The following is an 18,258-nucleotide window of genomic DNA, read 5'->3' as shown; positions in this document are numbered from 1 at the left end:
TTTATTTGTACAATCGACTTTTTTGAAATTATGCAGTTCGTAAAAATAGTTAATAATTTATTTTAAAATCATAAAATTATTAACGGATTGTAGTGAATTATGGTGGAATTTGTCTTTTCGAAGAAAATAAATTACAAATATTCATTTTTTAATTTATGACAGTATTTTAACTCTATTCAATTAAATTTTAAGTTAAAAAGTCGGTATAAACCAAACTAAAACTAATTATTATGAAGCAAAAAGTAAATCAAATGATTGATGTGTGTAAAATACAAATAAGTCACTTTCGGTAAAAGTTAATATCGAAAAATGCTCCTTGTTATTGTTTTAAGATAACTGCTACTACTTAACCAACAATTTAAGTAGACGAAAATAAAAAAAGAATCCAATAAAAATGAATCAAATGAAAATTAGAAATATAAATAAGTCAAAAAATGCAATGGGCCGTTTTTTGTTATTTAGCCTACTTGCATTGTTTTGTACGCTAGGTGCTCAGGCGCAAAGTAACACCATACAAGGTAAGGTGGTTGGGGAAGAGGATGGATTTCCTATTCCAGGAGTTTCCATTGTTGTTAAAGGTGCCACAAAAGGAACTGCAACAGATTTTGACGGTAAATTTACTGTGAAAGCAAACGAAGGAGATTTATTGGTTTTTACTTATGTAGGTATGAGAACGACTAATATGAAAGCTTCCAATAATATGACCGTTAGAATGAAGTCGGTAGCGCAAGATCTATCAGAAGTTGTTGTAATTGGTTACGGAACACAAAAGAAAAAGGAAATAACTGGAGCAGTAGCGAGCGTTAAGGCTGAAGATATTGCCAACATCGTAACCTCTGATTTGGGTAATGCTTTGCAAGGGCAAATATCTGGAGTAAATGTAGTGAGTTCAGGAGAACCAGGAACTCCTTCAGAAATTTTGATCAGAGGGGTGACTTCTATCATTGGAGGAAATACTCCTTTGTATGTGGTAGATGGTATACCGCAAGAGGGTGACCCTGGAATTGCTCCAAGTGAAGTAGAAACTATTGATGTATTAAAAGATGCTGCATCGGCTGCAATCTATGGTACGCGTGGTGCTGCAGGTGTAATTTTGATTACTACCAAAAAAGGTAAAGCAGGAACTATGAGTGTGAGGGTTGATGCAAGTCGTAGTTTTGACCGTTTAGGATCTGCAATTCCGTTGCTTAATGCCAGAGATCAAACGTACACTGACGTATTGTTGCAAAGAAATGATGGGACAAAAGATAATGCTATCGGAATTTCGAATTTTGTAAATAGTCCAGATAGATTTCAGTATGACAATGATATTTCTAGATTGCTATTTGTTGATAATGCATATACTCAAAATTATAATGTAAATGTTAGCGGAGGATCTAAAGATCTTAAATATTCGATGGTAGCTGGTTTTTATGATAGAAATGGAGTTATTTTAAAGTCTAATTTTAATCGTTTTAATACAAGATCGAATGTAAATTACAAAAAGGATAAATTGACGATTGATTTAGGGATTGGTATTACCAAAGAATCTAATAATAGAGGAGCTGCAAATACTATTCAGCAATTAATCCGTTACCAACCAACACAGCCTTTATTGGATCCAAATGCTGATCAAGTAGATACTTTTGGAGGAGCAGATCAAAATACGAATACAAGTATTGTGAATAGTCTAAATATTAGTGATATAACTAAATCTACACGATCTTTTGGTAATATTAGTTTAGGTTATGAATTAATAAAAGGATTGAATTTTACAACTAGAGCAGGTTTTAATGATTTTTATTCTAACCGTGCAAGGTTTATTCCGTTTCAAAGTTTTGTTAATGCACAAACAGGAGTTGCTGTAAACAATCCTATTTCTAGTTATGTAGAAAACCAAGATCAGAGACGTACTTCAATTAACTGGGATGCTTCTTTGAATTATGATACAAAAATTAACGAAGATCACCACTTAACATTGACGTTGGCTACTTCTAGAGAGCATTATCAAAACAATCAGTTTACAGCCAATAAAAGAACAGTTGTTGATAATGATATTCAGGTTTTTAATGGTACAACCGGTGTAGCAAATATTACATCAGGACCAGACTATGTTACTCGTTTAGCAGGATACATTGGTAGAATGCAATATGACTACAAAGGGAAATATTTGATTAGTTCAAGTATTCGTAGAGATGGTTCTTCTCGATTTGCTGCTCAAAACCGTTGGGGATTGTTTCCATCTGTTTCTGCTGCTTGGAATGTATCTGATGAAGCATTTTTTAAACCATTGAGTAATGTAATCAACAACTTCAAAATCAGATTGAGTAATGGTACTGTGGGTAATCAATCATTTGATGACTATTCATATACCAATACAATTTATAGAGATTTAGTATATCCTTTCGCTACCAATTCTACTGCATCAATTCAAAATGCATTAGGTAATGCCGATGTAAAATGGGAAACTTCAGTTCAAAAGAACTTTGGTATTGACTTAGGTTTCTTTAAAAACAAATTAACAGTTAGTGCAGAGTATTATGAAACGAACAAAAACGATATGTTGTTTCAATTATCTCTACCTGGTTCAACAGGGTTAAATGATACTTCAAACGGTGCTGGTTTTTCAGTAAGACCACTTTCGAACAATAACCAAGTTGTTTTGAATGTTGGTAATATGACAAACAAAGGATTTGAGTTAGCAGTAGGTTTCCGAGATAGAATCGGAAAATTGAAATACAGAATGAACGGTACATTTACAACGAATAAAAATGTCGTTACCAACACTGCAACAGATACACCTTATAGTTTAACAACCGATTCAGGAATTGTTCCTGGAGCAGGTGCAAATTCAACTTTAACAAGTATTACTGCAATTGCAAGAGGCTACGAAGCTGGTGCTTTCTTTATCAGAAAAACAAATGGACTTGTAGATACTCCAGAAAAATTAGCTGCTTACCAACTTATTGTACCGGGAGCTAAAATGGGTGATTTAATTTATATCGACCAAAATAATGATAAGAAAATTGATGATCAAGACAGAGTTTATGGTGGTAGTGGTTTACCTAAATTTGAAATTGGTTACAACTTAAGTTTAGATTATAACAATTTCGATTTATATGTAAATGCATATGCTGCTGTAGGGCAGGAGATTGTTAATGGTTCTAGAGCAACTGCTGTAGCATTAGGAAGAAGTGAAGAGATTTTGAACTCGTATTCTGAAGCAAATCCAACAGGGAAATTGCCAGCCTACAGAGGTACATTCTTAACACATGACAATTACTTACCAATATCTGATTTGTTCATAGAAGACGGTTCTTACTTAAGAATTAGAAATATTACTTTAGGGTATAGTTTGTCTAAAAAAACACTTAAATCTATTGGAGTTGATAAATTTAGAATCTATTTAACAGGACAAAATTTATTCACATTTACAAAGTATACAGGTTATGATCCTGAAGTAGGTGGTAATGTTAGTAGAAGAGGATTGGATAAAGGGAATTATCCTTTTGTAAAATCGTATTTAGTAGGATTGAATTTTAATTTTTAAATTATTTAGTGATGAAAAAAGATTTTTATAAATATATATCATTAGCCTTAGTTGCTGGACTTTCCTTAAGTTCTTGTAACCCAGACTTGACAGAAATAAATCCAAATTACTCCACAACAGCTTCATACTGGAATAATTTAGATGAAACCAGTCAAGGAATTACAGCATTGTATGTAACCTTGTTGAACACAACCATTTTCAATGTTAGAGAAGAGACCGTACGATCAGATATGGGTTATTATGCGGCTACTCGCCCATATGCAAATGCATCTGTAGGAGATCAATCGGTAACGTTTTTTACTCAAACCTTTAATGGAGATGTAAAAGCCGTGTTTCAAAAATGGGACGGATGTTACAAAGGAATTTACAGAGCAAATCAAGTAATTGAAGCGCTAAATAAAATTGAAGCAAAATCGGATCCAGTACGTTGGAAACAACAAATGGCTGAAGCACGTTTCTTCAGAGGTTTATTCCATTTTTACATACATAATTCGTATAACAACGGAAATGTCCTTATTGTAGATCATACTCCAATAACCAAAGAAGATTTGTTTGGATCGGTTTCACCATCTGCAAAGGTTATTGAATTCTTTAGAAAAGATTTGCAATATGCAGTGGATAACTTATTACCAGATATCAATGCAGAGAAAGGTCACGTGAATCAAGCTACTGCAGCAACTATATTGGGAACTAGCTATTTGTATGAAGGAGATGATCTAGAAAAAGCTAAAATTAATTTTAACAAAGTTATCACAAATTCGAACTACAGTTTAGAGAGAGATATGTCTAAAATGTTTACTACAGCGGGTGAATTTAACAAAGAATCTATTTTTGAAGTAATCTACGATATTAGTTTACGTCCTGATTTAGGTTTGTTTGATGAAGAATCAACTACAAATAGATTAGCTTTCTTGTCAATAAGTAGTAATAATATGTTTTCACCTCCTGCTTGGGTAGCTTATGCATACAAGTCAGAGAAAATGGATTTACTTGATAGCAGAAATTACAAAGGTGGTGTGATTCTACCTGTAAACCTACGTGGGGTTTCTTTAAGAGCTTCGGCAATGGTTATTCTTCCAGAAGATTTGCAAACTCCTGTTTATAAATTTGCAAACGGAATTGAAGCAGCAGCTCCAAACTCTGCATCACCAAGTTTGAATCTTGGTTTTAACGCAACAGCGACAGGTGGATTCTTTGGGAACATAAGTTTGTACAAAAAATACTTAAATACAGATCAAGCGGGTTATACTGGGGAGAATTCACTACCCTTAGGAAGTCAAAAATCATCAAAAAATGTTGTGGTTAATAGACTTTCAGAAGTGTATTTGATGCAAGCTGAATGTTTAATCAAAACTGGAGATGTTTCTGGAGCATTAAAGTTAATGAACAGAATTCGTGAAAGATGGGGATTGGTATTGTTAGGACCTGCAGGTTCAGGAGAATTTGCTGGAAAAACATATGATACTTCAAAAGATTACTTGAATGCAAATATTTTAATGGATCAATTAATGTATGTTGACAAACCACTGGAACTTTCTGCAGAGGGTTGTTCTTCACGTTTCTCAGATTTAAGAAGATGGGGTAAATTGAAATCTCGTTTCGAAGAGCTTGCAGCAACTAATTATTATGTTAAAAACTTCACCTATACAAAATCAACTGGTGGTACTGCAGTAAAAAATAACGCATCTGTTTTAAATGCTCCAGCAACTGGCGCTACTTTAATTCCGAATGAATTTGATTTCCCTTCTCGTAATTATAACATCGCAGGTAGTAAAAATGATTATTTACCAATACCTAATAGTGAGTTAAATAGAAATCCGAATATACTTAAATAATATAAAAGCAATTAAGATGAAAAAATTAATAATAATAGTATTAGTGAGTATTGGTTTCTTTTTCACGGGTTGTGAGAAAGAATCAATCACAGGAACACCGTCATACTCTGATGTTACTTGGTATGCTAGTAATGGTCTAAACGTTACAACAGCAACCGTAACACCTCCACCAACAGAAATTGTTGCAGGCAAGGCATTGTCAGTCTATGATCTTTCGCAAGGAGCTTTGACTCACGAATGGAAAATTAGTACTGGAGCAAGTTTTTTACTTCCAGGTTTTAAAAATGCTAGCCCTGTAGGAACAGTTAATGACTTAACTGCGTTCATCGATCCTTCAAAAGGATTGACAACAACAGATTATACCGTATTCATTTTATTTCCTACGGCAGGTGATTACACAGTAACTTTAAGAGATACTTTTAAAGAGAAGGTAACATACAAAGGTTCTGTACCAGTTGAAGCAGTTTTGATTGATGGCGTTTGGGTTTTTGAACAAACATTCAAAATCAAAGTAATTTAAGGAATAAATAATGATTTTTTTGTAGTTAGTTTGTTGAGGCTATTTCGTTTATTTGAAATAGCCTCAATTTTTTGCTATAGCTGGGTTGTATATATTCTTTTATTTAGGGGTATAAATATCAAATCTGTTTTTTTTAACAATTTATAGTACAAAAATCGCAATAGATGTCGTATTTTTATACTTTCAATAAAGTTATAATGGATTTGAGAGTTGTTTCGAATGTGAAAAGCTTGAACTACTAGATGTAAAACTTTAATTGAAGTCTTTAAAAGCAATTATAATAGAAAGAAACCTGTTGTATGAAATTAGTTTTAAAAAATACTGAAAGTTTTGTTAATGCACGTTTGAACATTCGAGCTGCATTAGTGGCGTGTAAAGATTCCTTTTGGCATTATCATTCTCAGTACGAATTATTGTATATTTCAGAAAGTAGTGGCGTTCGCTTTGTAGGGGATAATGTTTCTCATTTTTTGCCAGGAGATTTAGTATTAGTCGGTCCTTTTTTGCCACATCTATGGCGTAACGATCCTTCGTATTATGACGAAGATGAAGATCGACATGTGAAAACAATTATTTTAAAATTTACCAAAAACTTCTTAGGAGAAGGCACTTTTAATAATCCAGAATTTTCAAGTATCAATCATTTATTGGAGCAATCCAAATTTGGTGTATCCTTTGGTAAAAACATTAGTGATGCTTTACATGCAGAATTGATTGATATAGTCGAATTATCACCAGCTGAACAGTCTATAAAATTACTTGATTTGTTGCGTAAGTTGTCATTAACGAGTGAACGGGAGGTTTTATCCTCTTCAGATATGAGTCAATTAGCAACAGATGACTCTGGTAGATTGGATACGGTGATAAAATTCATCTCAGATAATTATGCCGATTATATTAGCCTAGCACATGTAGCTGATATAGCATGTATGACTACCAATTCTTTTTGTCGTTTTTTCAAAAGAATGACCAATAAATCGTTTACCGAGTTTTTAAATGAAGTTCGTATCCGGAACGCTTCCAGACTTTTAGTACAAGAAGATTTACCGGTATCAGAGGTGAGCCATATGGTAGGGTACAAGTCAATTACCAATTTTAATAAGCAATTCAAGCAAATTATGGGGAGTACACCCAAAAGTTATAAATACAGTTTGTAAGCAATAAATAGCATCATATATATAATTTGAGAGATTCCGAAAGGGATCTCTTTTTTATTTTGATGATTTTGCCTTTTACAGCAATATGTTATAATAGTGCTTGTAAAGGGTAATTTGTAGGGGTGTTTTGGTTTAATAATAGTGTTTATTTGTAAAACAAGTTAATGTAACGCATTGTATTATAGATTATAGCCGTGCGAGATTATTAATCTAAATTGATTTTAATTATTCTTTTTTGTAGCCTATTCTTTTGTTTTTAGATTTATTGCTGATTGATTTCATAGTCGGACGGTGCTAAATCGATACCACTAAAAATAAATAATTTATTACGTATTTCATTTTCTTGCAAACTATTAATTACAACCAAAACCACCAAAATGTTAAAAAAATTACACACCATTTTTAAGATTAATTTTTTATTGCTTTTTTCCATTTGTAACTACGGTCAAACGGCACAAACAAAAGCTACCAAACCAAATATTATAGTCATTCTTGCTGATGATTTGGGGTATGGAGATGTAGGTTTTAATAGGGCTACCAATACAGCATCTTTTCCTGTTGATCGAGGTGTAATTCCAACACCAAATATCGATGCTTTGGCCAATAACGGAATTATTTGTAAAAATGCTCACGTAGCTCATCCCTTTTGTGGCCCAAGTAGAGCCGCAATCCTAACGGGTATGTATCCACACAGGATAGGGGCGCAGTACAATTTGCCAAACGACATTACTTCAACGCTCGGTATTCCAACAAATGAGACCTATTTTTCAACATTAGTTCAAGAAGCAAATTACAATACTGCTGCTTTTGGTAAGTGGCATCTAGGATTTGCTGAAGGATTGTATCAGCCACTAGATAAAGGCTTTGATTACTTTTTTGGTTTTTTAGGAGGAGGAAAAGGATATTTTGAAAGTGGGTATGAAGATCTTTTTTATAGAAGACTAGGAGGGAGTAACCCAACAACAAACGAATATCAAGATCCGTTGCAGCGTAATAGAGCCTATGTTGATCGTGCTGAATTTAGTAATGTAGGTGACGAAGATTACTTGACAGATGTGTTGACCAATGATGCTATACAGTATGTGGCTCAAAATAAGCTGAAGGCTGATCCGTTTTTTATGTATCTAGCCTACAATGCGCCGCATACCCCTCTTGAGGCTCCGCAAAGCGAAATTGCCCTTTTCAAACAAAATAATCCTGATTTTGAAAATTTGGTTAGAAACAGTACGTATATAACCGAATCCAACCCCATCACAAAAATAAAGGATGCTGATGCTCGTGCCGCTAAAATCGAAGAGTTTGTTCAAGATAGGATCACTTATGCCACAATGGTTACCAATCTAGATACAAACATAGGTAAACTTGTTGCCGAATTAAAAAAGGACCCTACTGTTTTTAATAATACTGTAATTATATTTTTGAGTGATAATGGTGGGTACACCTATAGCAAAGGTGCTGTTAACTTTCCTCTTGATGCTTTAAAAGGGAGTGTTTTAGAAGGTGGACATAAAGTACCCATGTTTGTTCATTGGCCAAACAAAATTACAACGCCATCTATTTATAATTACCAAGTAAGTTCTCTTGATTTATATCCTACAATCGTCAATTTAGCCGGAGGAACACTTTCGAACAGTAAAATTATCGACGGAAAAGATATTATGGATAAACTTATCGCAGGCGAAGATGTACGTCCAAATGGAGAAGCAACTTATATTATGAGACCACAAAATGGTTTTCATAATGCAGCTGTAATGTCTTATCCTTGGAAAATCGTTAAAACAGGGGGTAAAGGAAAATGGCGTTTGTTTAATGTTGTAAATGATCCTGGAGAAACCAATGATGTTCGAAAAGCAGAGCCAGATGGGGAACAAATTGTTCAAAAATTACTAGATCAGGCTGTGGCTTGGTGCAAAGAATTTAAAAATGTAAAACCGGCATGGTATGACAATGATGGCGAAGATGGTCCTGATGGTCCTGTGGGGCATCCTCATTCAGGAATGTGGGATGATGGAACATTGCCAGGATACGATTCTTTATTCGAAAGTCCAGAATTGGTTTTAGGTCTTGAGGATCTAAAGAAAGTGAATTACACATTGTATCCAAATCCAACTCCTGATTATTTGAATATAAATTTCAACAGCCCTATTAGTGTGGTCGAAATCCAAATAATTTCAACTACAGGCGCGATCGTCAGAACGGTTAAAGGAACAGATGAAAATAAACCTCGCATAAATGTACGAAGTCTTCCAGCGGGTACCTATATTGTTCGAGTTAAAGCTGATGGGAAAACCACCATTGAGAAAATGATCAAAATATAAATCAACTTTGATTAAGAAAATTTAAGTTTTTTGATGTAATCGAATACTTAGACTAACAGTATTTTACCTTGGTAACAGTTCGTTAAGGTTAAGATAACGTTTGAATGAGGTAAAATAGTACCGTACCTCAGTCTTTTTTTTGTTTTAGTTTGTATGGTAGCATCTTGATCAAAATTAATCTATTGGGAAAGTGCTAACAAACTAACCAACTATATAGTAAAATGAAAAATAGATTCTTTCATACAAAAAAGATAGCAGTAGTAGCAGTATTACTTACAGCTTCATTAACTTTTGCTCAGTCAAAAAAGCCAAATATTTTAGTAATTCTTGCTGATGATTTGGGGTATGCAGATGTCGGTTTTAATGGATCGAAAGATATAATTACTCCCGAATTGGATAAATTGGCCAAAGCTGGTACGATTTTTTCTTCTGCATATGTGGCTCATCCATTTTGTGGGCCCTCTAGAACTGCCTTGATGACAGGACGTTATCCGCACGAAATAGGTGCTCCGTATAATTTACCTGATGTGGGAATGAACTTGGAAGACGGAATACCGGTTAAAGAAAATTTCATAAGTAACGTGATGCATGATGCAGGATATTACACAAGCGCAATAGGGAAGTGGCATCTTGGTTATGGTTCTGAATTTCAGCCAAACAACAGAGGTTTTGACTATTTTTATGGTTTCTTAGGAGGTGGGCATAAATATTTCCCTGCGGAATATAAAGCACAATATGATGCTCAAGTAAAAAATGGCAACAAACATATTCATGCTTATCTGACACCATTGCTCCATAATAATACTGAAGTCGAAGAAACGGAGTACATGACCGATGCACTTTCAAGAGAAGCAGTTCGTGTTGTAAAAGAAGCTAAACAAAAGCAAAAACCTTTTTTTATGTACCTAGCGTACAACGCACCTCACGTTCCACTTGAAGCTAAAGAGGAAGATTTGAAAGTTTTTGCAAATATAAAAGACAAAGATCGTCGAACGTATGCTGCCATGGTTTATGCTGTGGATAGAGGTGTAGGTGAAATTGTAAAAACATTAAAGGAGAACAAACAATTTGACAATACCTTAATTATTTTCTTGAGTGATAACGGAGGGAATATTGAACATGCTGCCAACAATTATCCGTTGCGAGGTACAAAAGGAGATACCTATGAAGGTGGGTATAGAGTGCCTATGTTTTTTCACTGGCCATCAGTTGTACCGGCAGGAAAGCGATTTGATTATGTAGTTTCTGCATTGGATTTCTATCCTACTTTTGCTAATCTAGCAGGAGGAGTGATTCCAAAGTCTAAAAGTTTAGATGGTAAAGATATTTGGGCCAACTTCTTAGCAGGAAAAGATACGCACAAAGATGATTTGATTTACGCAGTACGATATAGAAGCGGCTTCTCTGATGTAGGTGCTCGAAATGAAGATTTTAAAATTGTAAAAGCGGGTCAAAATAAATGGAAATTATTTGACGTTCGCAAAGACCCATCTGAGACCAAAGATCTTAGTGCACAGTATCCTGATGTATTAAAAGATATGGTACATCGCACCCAAAAATGGAGTGAGTCACATATTACACCGCTGTGGTATGACAATAAAAAAGTAGAGCAAATGTGGAAAGATACCAATATGCCTAACTACGATAAAGCTTTCAAATTAGATAACTAACCCTAATAAAACCACAGAATTATGAAATACGCATTTAGCCATATCGGAATTCCGACTACAGAAGAAAAAAATTGGGACGGTTTTTACGAACCAGGAAAGATTCACTTTACAGACTTTTCCAAAGATGAATACGGAGTAGAATGGGTTAAGTTTGATGCAGACAGTCCTATGCCAGAAATGATGCGTACGATTCCGCACGTTGCTTATTTGGTTGATAATATGGAAGAGGCATTAGAGGGTAAAGAGATCTTGGTTGAAACTTTTTCTCCAGGTGAGGGAGTGCGTGTAGCTTTTATTGTGCACAACGGTTCACCAGTTGAATTTATGGAGGTAAAAGAGTAAATATGAAAAAGTATATATATGTAGGTCTAAGTCTTGCCATGCTCTCTTGTTCCACTCATACGTCAGGTACTAAGGATCCAAACGGAAAAGTAGCGGCTACTGTACTGCCACTTTCTGATCCAACAAACAGTGGAAAATGGGTTTTGAATACCGAGGTAAGTGATGAGTTTGATGCTCCTACTTTGGATGAAAATAAGTGGTTTGTAGTTGGTAAGTTCGAAAATGGGAAACCAGTCTACAAACACCCTGATTTTCCAAACAAAAAAGTATGGATCGGTCGCGCACCTTCTCAATTTTCCGGAAATAATTACCGATTAGAGAATGGAAAATTAATGCTTGAGACAAGATGGGAACCTGATTTTCCTTTTAGTCAAGAGCCAGACAAACCTTGGGGGAAAGATAAAACCAGAAGTAAATTTGAAAACCTAACAACAGCCTGTTTGATTGGTCGAAAGTTTTTTCAATATGGTTATATGGAAATCAAAAGTAAAGCCGCTGATGCTGAAGTTACAAGTGCTTTTTGGGCTATGGGACAAGGTTTGGAAGTGGATATGTTTGAGCATTTTGGTGATCATAGACAACCTAATAAGTTGAAATTAGATAAAGAATTGTGGTGGTCTATCCACGATTGGACACTTAAAGGCGAAAATAGTGTTTACACTGAGCATCATATCTTAGATTTTAGAGTAGCAGATGCTTTTCATACTTACGGTGTAGAATGGGATGAGAACGGAATCAAATACTTTATTGATGGAAAATTGTTTACCGAAGCTTCGAAAGAGAAAATTGATGCATGGGCAAAAAATAAGGGTTTCGAAAAAGGATATGTAGCAACCAAGCCAATCTCTATCTGGTTGGATCAAGAAACGTTTCCGTGGCATGGCGTTCCAGATACAAAAGAAGATTTGGAACTGAACAGTCCAGAAGGAAAAAAAGACGATGGCGTAGTCGACTTTGAAATCGAATATGTTCGAGTGTGGCAAAAGAAAAAATAATTAACTATAACTAACTTTAAAATTAAAAATGATGAAAAAAATTGTATTAGTATTAATGATGATGGTTACGTTTTCAGCAGCATTTGCTCAAAACAAAACACAAGAAAAAAAGATTAAGTATTTTGTAGATGCTGCAACAACCGAGTTTAAACTAGATGCATCAAAATCCAAAGAACTTTTGGACGCAAGAAATACCTATATAACCAATTTTATGGATGTATTGAAAAAAGCCAAAAGCGGTGAACTTTCTGCAGAGGATAAAAAAGGAAAAATGAACGAGGTAAATAGTGCGTTTAATGCCGAATTTTCAAAAGTAACAGGAAAAACGCAAGCAGAGCTTAAACCATTTTTTGAAAGAATGCGTGATGAGTTAAGTAGCATTTAATTCACTTTCCTATTTAGGTAGTTTTATTTTATTTGGTAAAACCAGTATTGCTGTTATAGCAATACTGGTTTTTTGTTTTAAGACTGATTAGCAGTACGGGTAAAATTGGTTAAATGAAGGATAATTATCTTGTGTTTATTATTTCTCCTTTGTGCTATTTTTGTTAGCTACTCATTATTATTTGTTCAATTAGATCTGTATCTGATCATATGTTTTACTATTTTCATTACATGTTGTAGTTTTTTTGACAAATAAGCAATTGTAAAGCTGTATTTTTAGGTTTTGTACAGTTTTAGTCTATTTGCAAAGTGGGGTATTTGGTTCAGAATATTTTAATATTGTCTTATAATACATTTTATAAATTTTTAGATATGAAAAGAGGTTTCCTTTTTCTTAGTTTTTTATTGTTTTTTTCGCAGTTAGTTATTTCTCAAAATGATTGGGAAAACGAATTGGTTTTCGAAAAAAACAAAATGCAATCGCGCGTACCATCTTATTCGTATAAAAATGAAAAAGATGCCCTTGAAGGAAATCGTGATAAATCTAGAATTAAATCATTGAATGGTATTTGGAAGTTCAACTATGTTGATAAATCGGAGGACCGTCCTACAGATTTTATGGGTACTAATTACAATGGCACTAGTAATTGGAAAGATATTGAAGTTCCCTCAAACTGGGAAATGAAAGGGTTTGGTCAAGCAATTTATACAAATATTGTTTATCCATTTACACCCAACATTTTAGACGGAAATTTAAAATACGATTGGAGAGGGCCTCAACCGCCATTGCCTCCAAAAATTTACAGAGACAATCCTGTTGGTAGTTATTACAGGGATTTTGATGTGCCAACAGACTGGAAAGAACAATCGGTTATTTTGCATTTTGGAGGTGTAACTTCTGCGTTTTACTTGTGGGTAAACGGTGAAAAAGTTGGGTACAGTCAAGGAAGTTGTTTAGCAGCAGAATTTGATGTGACTAAATATTTAAAAGCGGGTCAAAATCGTCTTGCGGTACAGGTATTTCGTTATAGCGACGGAAGTTATTTGGAGGATCAAGACATGTGGCGTTTGAGCGGTATTCATCGTGAAGTGTTCTTGATGGCACAACCTAAGATTGCCTTGAATGACTTTTTTGTTCGAACCAAATTAGATGTTAATTATCAAGATGCAAAACTTGAAATCCGTCCACTTTTATGGATGCAAGAAGATGAATCAAAATTAAAAGGGTATAAGATTTCGGCAGAACTATACGATGCAGATAATAATAAAGTATTACCTACTCCGCTCTCTGTAGATCTTGAAAAGGTATATAAAGAAAGATGGCCAGCTAGAGATATTACCAAATTTGCATTTATGGAGGCAACTATCAAGTCGCCACGAAAATGGTCTGCAGAAGATCCTTATTTGTACAAATTGGTATTTAAAGTGACCAATGCAAATGGAGATGTTGTAGAGGCTAGAAGTCAAAAAGTAGGTTTTCGAAAAGTAGAATTCAGCAAGAAAAATGAATTGCTAATCAATGGTAAAGTAGTGAAAATTATGGGTGTAAATCGACATGATCATCACCCAACCAAGGGGAAAGCATTGAGTCATGAAGACTTAAGAAAAGATGTTGAAACCTTGAAACGTTTTAATTTTAACGCTGTACGTACGTCACATTATCCAAATGACCCTTATTTTTATGAGTTATGCAATGAGTATGGTTTGTATGTAATGGATGAGGCAAATATCGAAGCACACCATTTAGGGAGTTATATTCCGCAACAACCTACTTGGGCAGCACCAATTTTGACTAGAGTTATTCGTATGGTCGAAAGAGACAAAAATAATCCTTCGATAATTTCATGGTCGTTAGGGAATGAGAGTGGAACAGGACCAGCCTTTGCTGCGGCAGCTGGATGGGTGAAAGATTTTGACCCTTCACGTTTCATACATTATGAAGGTGCACAAGGAGATCCTGAAGATCCACATTATCTTGAAGGAGCTGCAAATGAAATGACCAAATGGCCAACTTATGCTAATCCTGATGATAAAAACTATGTAGATGTTTTAAGTAGAATGTATCCAGATTTGGCGCAATTGGTCAACATGTCTGAGAACGCGCATATCACTCGACCAATTATCATGTGTGAGTACATGCATGCTATGGGGAACTCAATGGGGGGAATTGCAGATATGTGGGATCAAATTCGAAAAAGACCCAATTTGATTGGTGGTTTTATTTGGGATATGAAAGACCAAGGAATTGTAGCCAAAAATGCTAAAGGTGAACAATATTATGCTTATGGGGGTGATTTTGGAGATGTTCCAAACGATGGTAACTTCTGTATCAATGGAGTTTTTGCACCAGATTTAAGTCCAAACCCGCATGCTTTTGAAGCTAAGTATGTTTTTCAACCTGTAGTTTTTGAAGCTGCCAATATTCAGCAATCAGAATTTAGAATTATTAATCGTTTTTCATTTTCAAATTTAGATAAATATGAAATTCGTTGGGAAGTTTCAGAAAACGGTAAAGTAATTCAATCTGGCGTTTTACCAACAATGGAGTTGGAAGCAGGAGCAGCAAAAACCGTTAAGTTACCAATCAAAAATAACAAGTTTGACGACCGTTCTGATTACTGGATCCGAATGAGTATGCACGAGAAAACAAATCGTTTATGGGCAGAAAAAGGTTTTGAGATAGCTAAAAACCAAATCGAATTACAGCCGAAAAAGACAGTGGTAGCGGTGGTAAATGCTTCGAAAGAAAAAATATCTTATGAAGAAACGGCTGCAGAGGTGCGTCTTAATGCTAAAGAGGTTCAAGTCGTAATTGCTAAAGAAAGCGGAAATTTAATTTCGTACAAAATAAAAGGTACTGAGCAAGTTGCAGCGCCATTGCAATTAAATTTCACACGTCCTGTAGTTGACAATGATATACGTGGTGCAAATGCAAAACCATTTGCACAATCAAAAAACTTTTGGTCAACGGTTAATGGTTTGCTTAAAACATATTCGGTTACAGTTACCCAAGAAGAGCAGGGAGTTCAAGTGGTAGTGAAACAGAATGTAGATAAAAAAGTAAGTCTAAATAAAATTTATACGCTGTCAAATGACGGAACAACCAAAGTAGGTGTTACGATGGATGCAGAGGCTTCATTACCAAATTTAATTCGTTTTGGAGTTACAATGGGGGTTTCTGATCAATTGAAAAATACCACTTACTACGGTAATGGACCATGGGAGAATTATGCTGATCGCAAAAGAGCAGCAGAAGTAGATGAGTTTAGTATCAAAACAGATGCTATTTTTTATAACTATATTTTTCCTCAAGAAAACGGAAATCATACAGATACAAGATGGGTGAAGTTGCAGGAAGAAAAAGGAACTGCTGGACTTCAATTTACCGGAAGTCCATTGTTTGGTTTTTCTATCTGGAAATATGGAGCAGACAATATTGACAAAGCAAAACATCCATATGATTTGAAACCACAAGGCTTTTATACTCTAAATCTAGATTTAGTTCAAATGGCTTTAGGTGGAACGTTGTCAAATAGATTGCCGGAATATGATTTGAAATCAGGTAAATATAATTTTGAATTTTATATTAGTGCCATAAAAAAATAATTTTGTTCAAGTGTTTTTAGTTTAAATAAGTGTGAAGAGCCATTCGTTAATCGAGTGGCTTTTTACATTTTGAATCTTTTTTTTTTAGCTGTATTTTACCTCAGTTTAAAATGGCGGGATTCAATTGGGGTAAAAATGAGGTAGTACTAGGTAAATTAGGGATACAGGATACTCCAGAGACCATTTAAATTTGTAAGGATCTATTAATCAGATTTAAAAATGGCAACTATAAAAACTTTTGTGAGTGTTGATTGGGGAACTACAAACCTGCGTTTGAGGTTGGTAGAAGTTCCAAGTCTACAAATTATTGAAGAAGTAGTCTCTCCAAAAGGGATTAAAACAATCTACAACGAGTGGGTGAATTGTGGTGGAGACAAAGAAACTTATTTTTTGACTTTCTTAAAAAAACAACTTGCGCTTTTTTCAAATACGATTACTTCTGATGTTGCCATTGTAGTTTCAGGAATGGCCTCTTCGAGCATTGGATTAAGAGAATTGCCTTATGCAAGCTTACCATTCAAAACAGATGGAAAATCACTTTATATCGAAAAAATAAGGTCTGATATCATTCCGAATATGATTCATTTAATTTCTGGAGTCAAATCTGATTCTGATGTTATTCGAGGAGAAGAAGTCGAAATTATTGGCTTGGTAAATGAAGAAGATAAAAATCATTCTGTCGTTTTTGTTACTCCAGGTACTCATAGTAAACATGTAGTTTGCGAGAAAGGTGAGATAACCAATTTTTTTACCTTCATGACGGGTGAAGTTTTCAGCGTGATCTCTGAGTATACTATTTTGAAAGCTTCGATTGAAAAAACCGAATTTGACGAAACTGTTTTGAATGCTTTTGAAGAAGGGGTTCAAAAAGCTATGGAGGGAAAATCATTATTGAATACCCTTTTTAAAGTGCGAACCAATAACTTATTTAAAGAGAAAACAAATATTGAAAACTACTATTATTTAAGTGGTTTGTTGATCGGAGAAGAATTGCAAAGCTTAAGAGATTTGCCTTGTGATTCTATAAAATTGTGTGCCGGCGGAAAGCTGTTTGAGTTGTATCATAGCGCAATTTGCGTATTAGGCTTAGAGTCTAAAACGGAAATTATTCAAGCCAACTTAGTTGATTTGTCTGTAGTAAAAGGACAATGGAATATTTTAAAAAATCAATTGTAAAAACAACCTAAAAATGGGAACAAATTATAAAACAGAATTGTTTGAGAAAATGCCAATTGTTGGTATTATAAGAAATATTTCTTTGAAAGTAATTGAAGAAATATTACCTCAATATAAAAAAGCAGGATTGACAACCCTTGAAATTACAATGAACTCGGATAATGCTTGTGAGATTATCAAAGCAGTAGCTGAGAGTCATCCTGAGATCAATGTTGGAGCAGGTACCGTTTGTACTATGGCCGATTTAATGATGGCCTTGGATGCGGGAGCAACATTTATCGTGACTCCAATCATGGATGTAGATGTTATGAATTATTGTAATGAGCGTAACATTCCGATATTTCCCGGTGCTTTTACACCCTTAGAAATTTACAATGCAAATAAATTGGGAGCTACTGCTGTGAAGATTTTTCCAGCAACACAATTGGGAGCAGGATATGTAAAAGATATTTTGGGTCCATTAAATACAATAAAATTATTACCTACGGGTGGCGTTGATGTTCACAACATTCAATCTTTTTTTCAAGCAGGAGCAATTGGAGTAGGAATGGGCGGATCATTATTCGATAAAAAACTTATTGAATCAAAAAATTACGAAGGACTATATGCGCACTTTAAAGCCATAAGTGATAAGGTAAACGCAATCAGGTAACATGTACTTGATTTAGGGTAAGTTAGTGCTGCTAATAACCCATTAAAAAATTAACTTTATACGGCCAATTAAAC

General features: G+C 34.6%; 12 protein-coding genes. All 12 read left to right on the top strand.

The genetic code is table 11. From position 1 onward, the window contains the following. Positions 1 to 403 precede the first annotated feature (403 nt). The 12 genes from FFWV33_RS17950 to FFWV33_RS17895 all read left to right on the top strand — a co-directional run bounded on the left by FFWV33_RS17950 (position 404) and on the right by FFWV33_RS17895 (position 18,184). Positions 404 to 3,529, top strand: coding sequence for a SusC/RagA family TonB-linked outer membrane protein (locus tag FFWV33_RS17950; protein ID WP_159086073.1), 3,126 nt, complete (start codon positions 404 to 406; stop codon positions 3,527 to 3,529). An 11-nt stretch (positions 3,530 to 3,540) separates the two neighbouring features. Then, positions 3,541 to 5,364 carry a RagB/SusD family nutrient uptake outer membrane protein gene (locus tag FFWV33_RS17945; RefSeq protein ID WP_108742169.1) on the top strand — a complete coding sequence of 608 codons (1,824 nt, stop codon included), beginning with the start codon at positions 3,541 to 3,543 and terminating at the stop codon, positions 5,362 to 5,364. A 16-nt stretch (positions 5,365 to 5,380) separates the two neighbouring features. After that, positions 5,381 to 5,884: a hypothetical protein gene (locus FFWV33_RS17940; protein WP_108742168.1), complete on the top strand. Its 504-nt coding sequence runs from the start codon at positions 5,381 to 5,383 to the stop codon at positions 5,882 to 5,884. A 299-nt stretch (positions 5,885 to 6,183) separates the two neighbouring features. Further along, positions 6,184 to 7,041, top strand: a complete 858-nt coding sequence (locus FFWV33_RS17935; protein ID WP_108742167.1) for an AraC family transcriptional regulator — start codon at positions 6,184 to 6,186, stop codon at positions 7,039 to 7,041. 377 nt (positions 7,042 to 7,418) lie between these two features. Further along, entirely contained in the window at positions 7,419 to 9,359 is a 1,941-nt protein-coding gene (locus tag FFWV33_RS17930; RefSeq protein ID WP_108742166.1) for a sulfatase-like hydrolase/transferase, read from the top strand. Between the two features lie 221 nt (positions 9,360 to 9,580). Beyond that, entirely contained in the window at positions 9,581 to 11,029 is a 1,449-nt protein-coding gene (locus tag FFWV33_RS17925; protein WP_108742165.1) for an arylsulfatase B, read from the top strand. 21 nt (positions 11,030 to 11,050) lie between these two features. After that, positions 11,051 to 11,371: a VOC family protein gene (locus FFWV33_RS17920; protein WP_108742164.1), complete on the top strand. Its 321-nt coding sequence runs from the start codon at positions 11,051 to 11,053 to the stop codon at positions 11,369 to 11,371. Positions 11,372 to 11,373: 2 nt separating this feature from the next. Next, positions 11,374 to 12,366 carry a family 16 glycosylhydrolase gene (locus tag FFWV33_RS17915; protein ID WP_108742163.1) on the top strand — a complete coding sequence of 331 codons (993 nt, stop codon included), beginning with the start codon at positions 11,374 to 11,376 and terminating at the stop codon, positions 12,364 to 12,366. 28 nt (positions 12,367 to 12,394) lie between these two features. Continuing rightward, complete coding sequence (locus tag FFWV33_RS17910) at positions 12,395 to 12,751, top strand: hypothetical protein (RefSeq protein ID WP_211316278.1); 357 nt, start codon at positions 12,395 to 12,397, stop codon at positions 12,749 to 12,751. Between the two features lie 371 nt (positions 12,752 to 13,122). Then, positions 13,123 to 16,356 (top strand): glycoside hydrolase family 2 TIM barrel-domain containing protein, encoded by a 3,234-nt coding sequence (locus FFWV33_RS17905; RefSeq protein WP_108742161.1) that lies wholly within the window; start codon positions 13,123 to 13,125, stop codon positions 16,354 to 16,356. Positions 16,357 to 16,575: 219 nt separating this feature from the next. After that, positions 16,576 to 17,532, top strand: a complete 957-nt coding sequence (locus tag FFWV33_RS17900) for a 2-dehydro-3-deoxygalactonokinase (RefSeq protein WP_108742160.1) — start codon at positions 16,576 to 16,578, stop codon at positions 17,530 to 17,532. Positions 17,533 to 17,545: 13 nt separating this feature from the next. After that, the gene (locus FFWV33_RS17895) at positions 17,546 to 18,184 is read left to right on the top strand and encodes a bifunctional 4-hydroxy-2-oxoglutarate aldolase/2-dehydro-3-deoxy-phosphogluconate aldolase (RefSeq protein WP_108742159.1); all 639 of its coding nucleotides are present in this window, start codon (positions 17,546 to 17,548) and stop codon (positions 18,182 to 18,184) included. Positions 18,185 to 18,258 lie beyond the last annotated feature (74 nt).

The organism is Flavobacterium faecale (assembly GCF_003076455.1).
GTDB lineage: Bacteria > Bacteroidota > Bacteroidia > Flavobacteriales > Flavobacteriaceae > Flavobacterium > Flavobacterium faecale.
The sequence above is the reverse complement of the archived record's forward strand: the minus strand, read 5'-3'. Positions and strand labels throughout refer to the sequence as shown.

Excerpts from the sequence above, each read along its gene's own strand:
- FFWV33_RS17945 (WP_108742169.1), top strand. The coding sequence starts at position 3,541 with ATGAAAAAAGATTTTTATAAATATATATCATTAGCCTTAGTTGCTGGA.
- FFWV33_RS17915 (WP_108742163.1), top strand. The coding sequence starts at position 11,374 with ATGAAAAAGTATATATATGTAGGTCTAAGTCTTGCCATGCTCTCTTGT.
- FFWV33_RS17905 (WP_108742161.1), top strand. The coding sequence starts at position 13,123 with ATGAAAAGAGGTTTCCTTTTTCTTAGTTTTTTATTGTTTTTTTCGCAG.
- FFWV33_RS17930 (WP_108742166.1), top strand. The coding sequence starts at position 7,419 with ATGTTAAAAAAATTACACACCATTTTTAAGATTAATTTTTTATTGCTT.
- FFWV33_RS17925 (WP_108742165.1), top strand. The coding sequence starts at position 9,581 with ATGAAAAATAGATTCTTTCATACAAAAAAGATAGCAGTAGTAGCAGTA.
- FFWV33_RS17920 (WP_108742164.1), top strand. The coding sequence starts at position 11,051 with ATGAAATACGCATTTAGCCATATCGGAATTCCGACTACAGAAGAAAAA.
- FFWV33_RS17950 (WP_159086073.1), top strand. The coding sequence starts at position 404 with ATGAAAATTAGAAATATAAATAAGTCAAAAAATGCAATGGGCCGTTTT.
- FFWV33_RS17895 (WP_108742159.1), top strand. The coding sequence starts at position 17,546 with ATGGGAACAAATTATAAAACAGAATTGTTTGAGAAAATGCCAATTGTT.
- FFWV33_RS17940 (WP_108742168.1), top strand. The coding sequence starts at position 5,381 with ATGAAAAAATTAATAATAATAGTATTAGTGAGTATTGGTTTCTTTTTC.
- FFWV33_RS17910 (WP_211316278.1), top strand. The coding sequence starts at position 12,395 with ATGATGAAAAAAATTGTATTAGTATTAATGATGATGGTTACGTTTTCA.
- FFWV33_RS17935 (WP_108742167.1), top strand. The coding sequence starts at position 6,184 with ATGAAATTAGTTTTAAAAAATACTGAAAGTTTTGTTAATGCACGTTTG.
- FFWV33_RS17900 (WP_108742160.1), top strand. The coding sequence starts at position 16,576 with ATGGCAACTATAAAAACTTTTGTGAGTGTTGATTGGGGAACTACAAAC.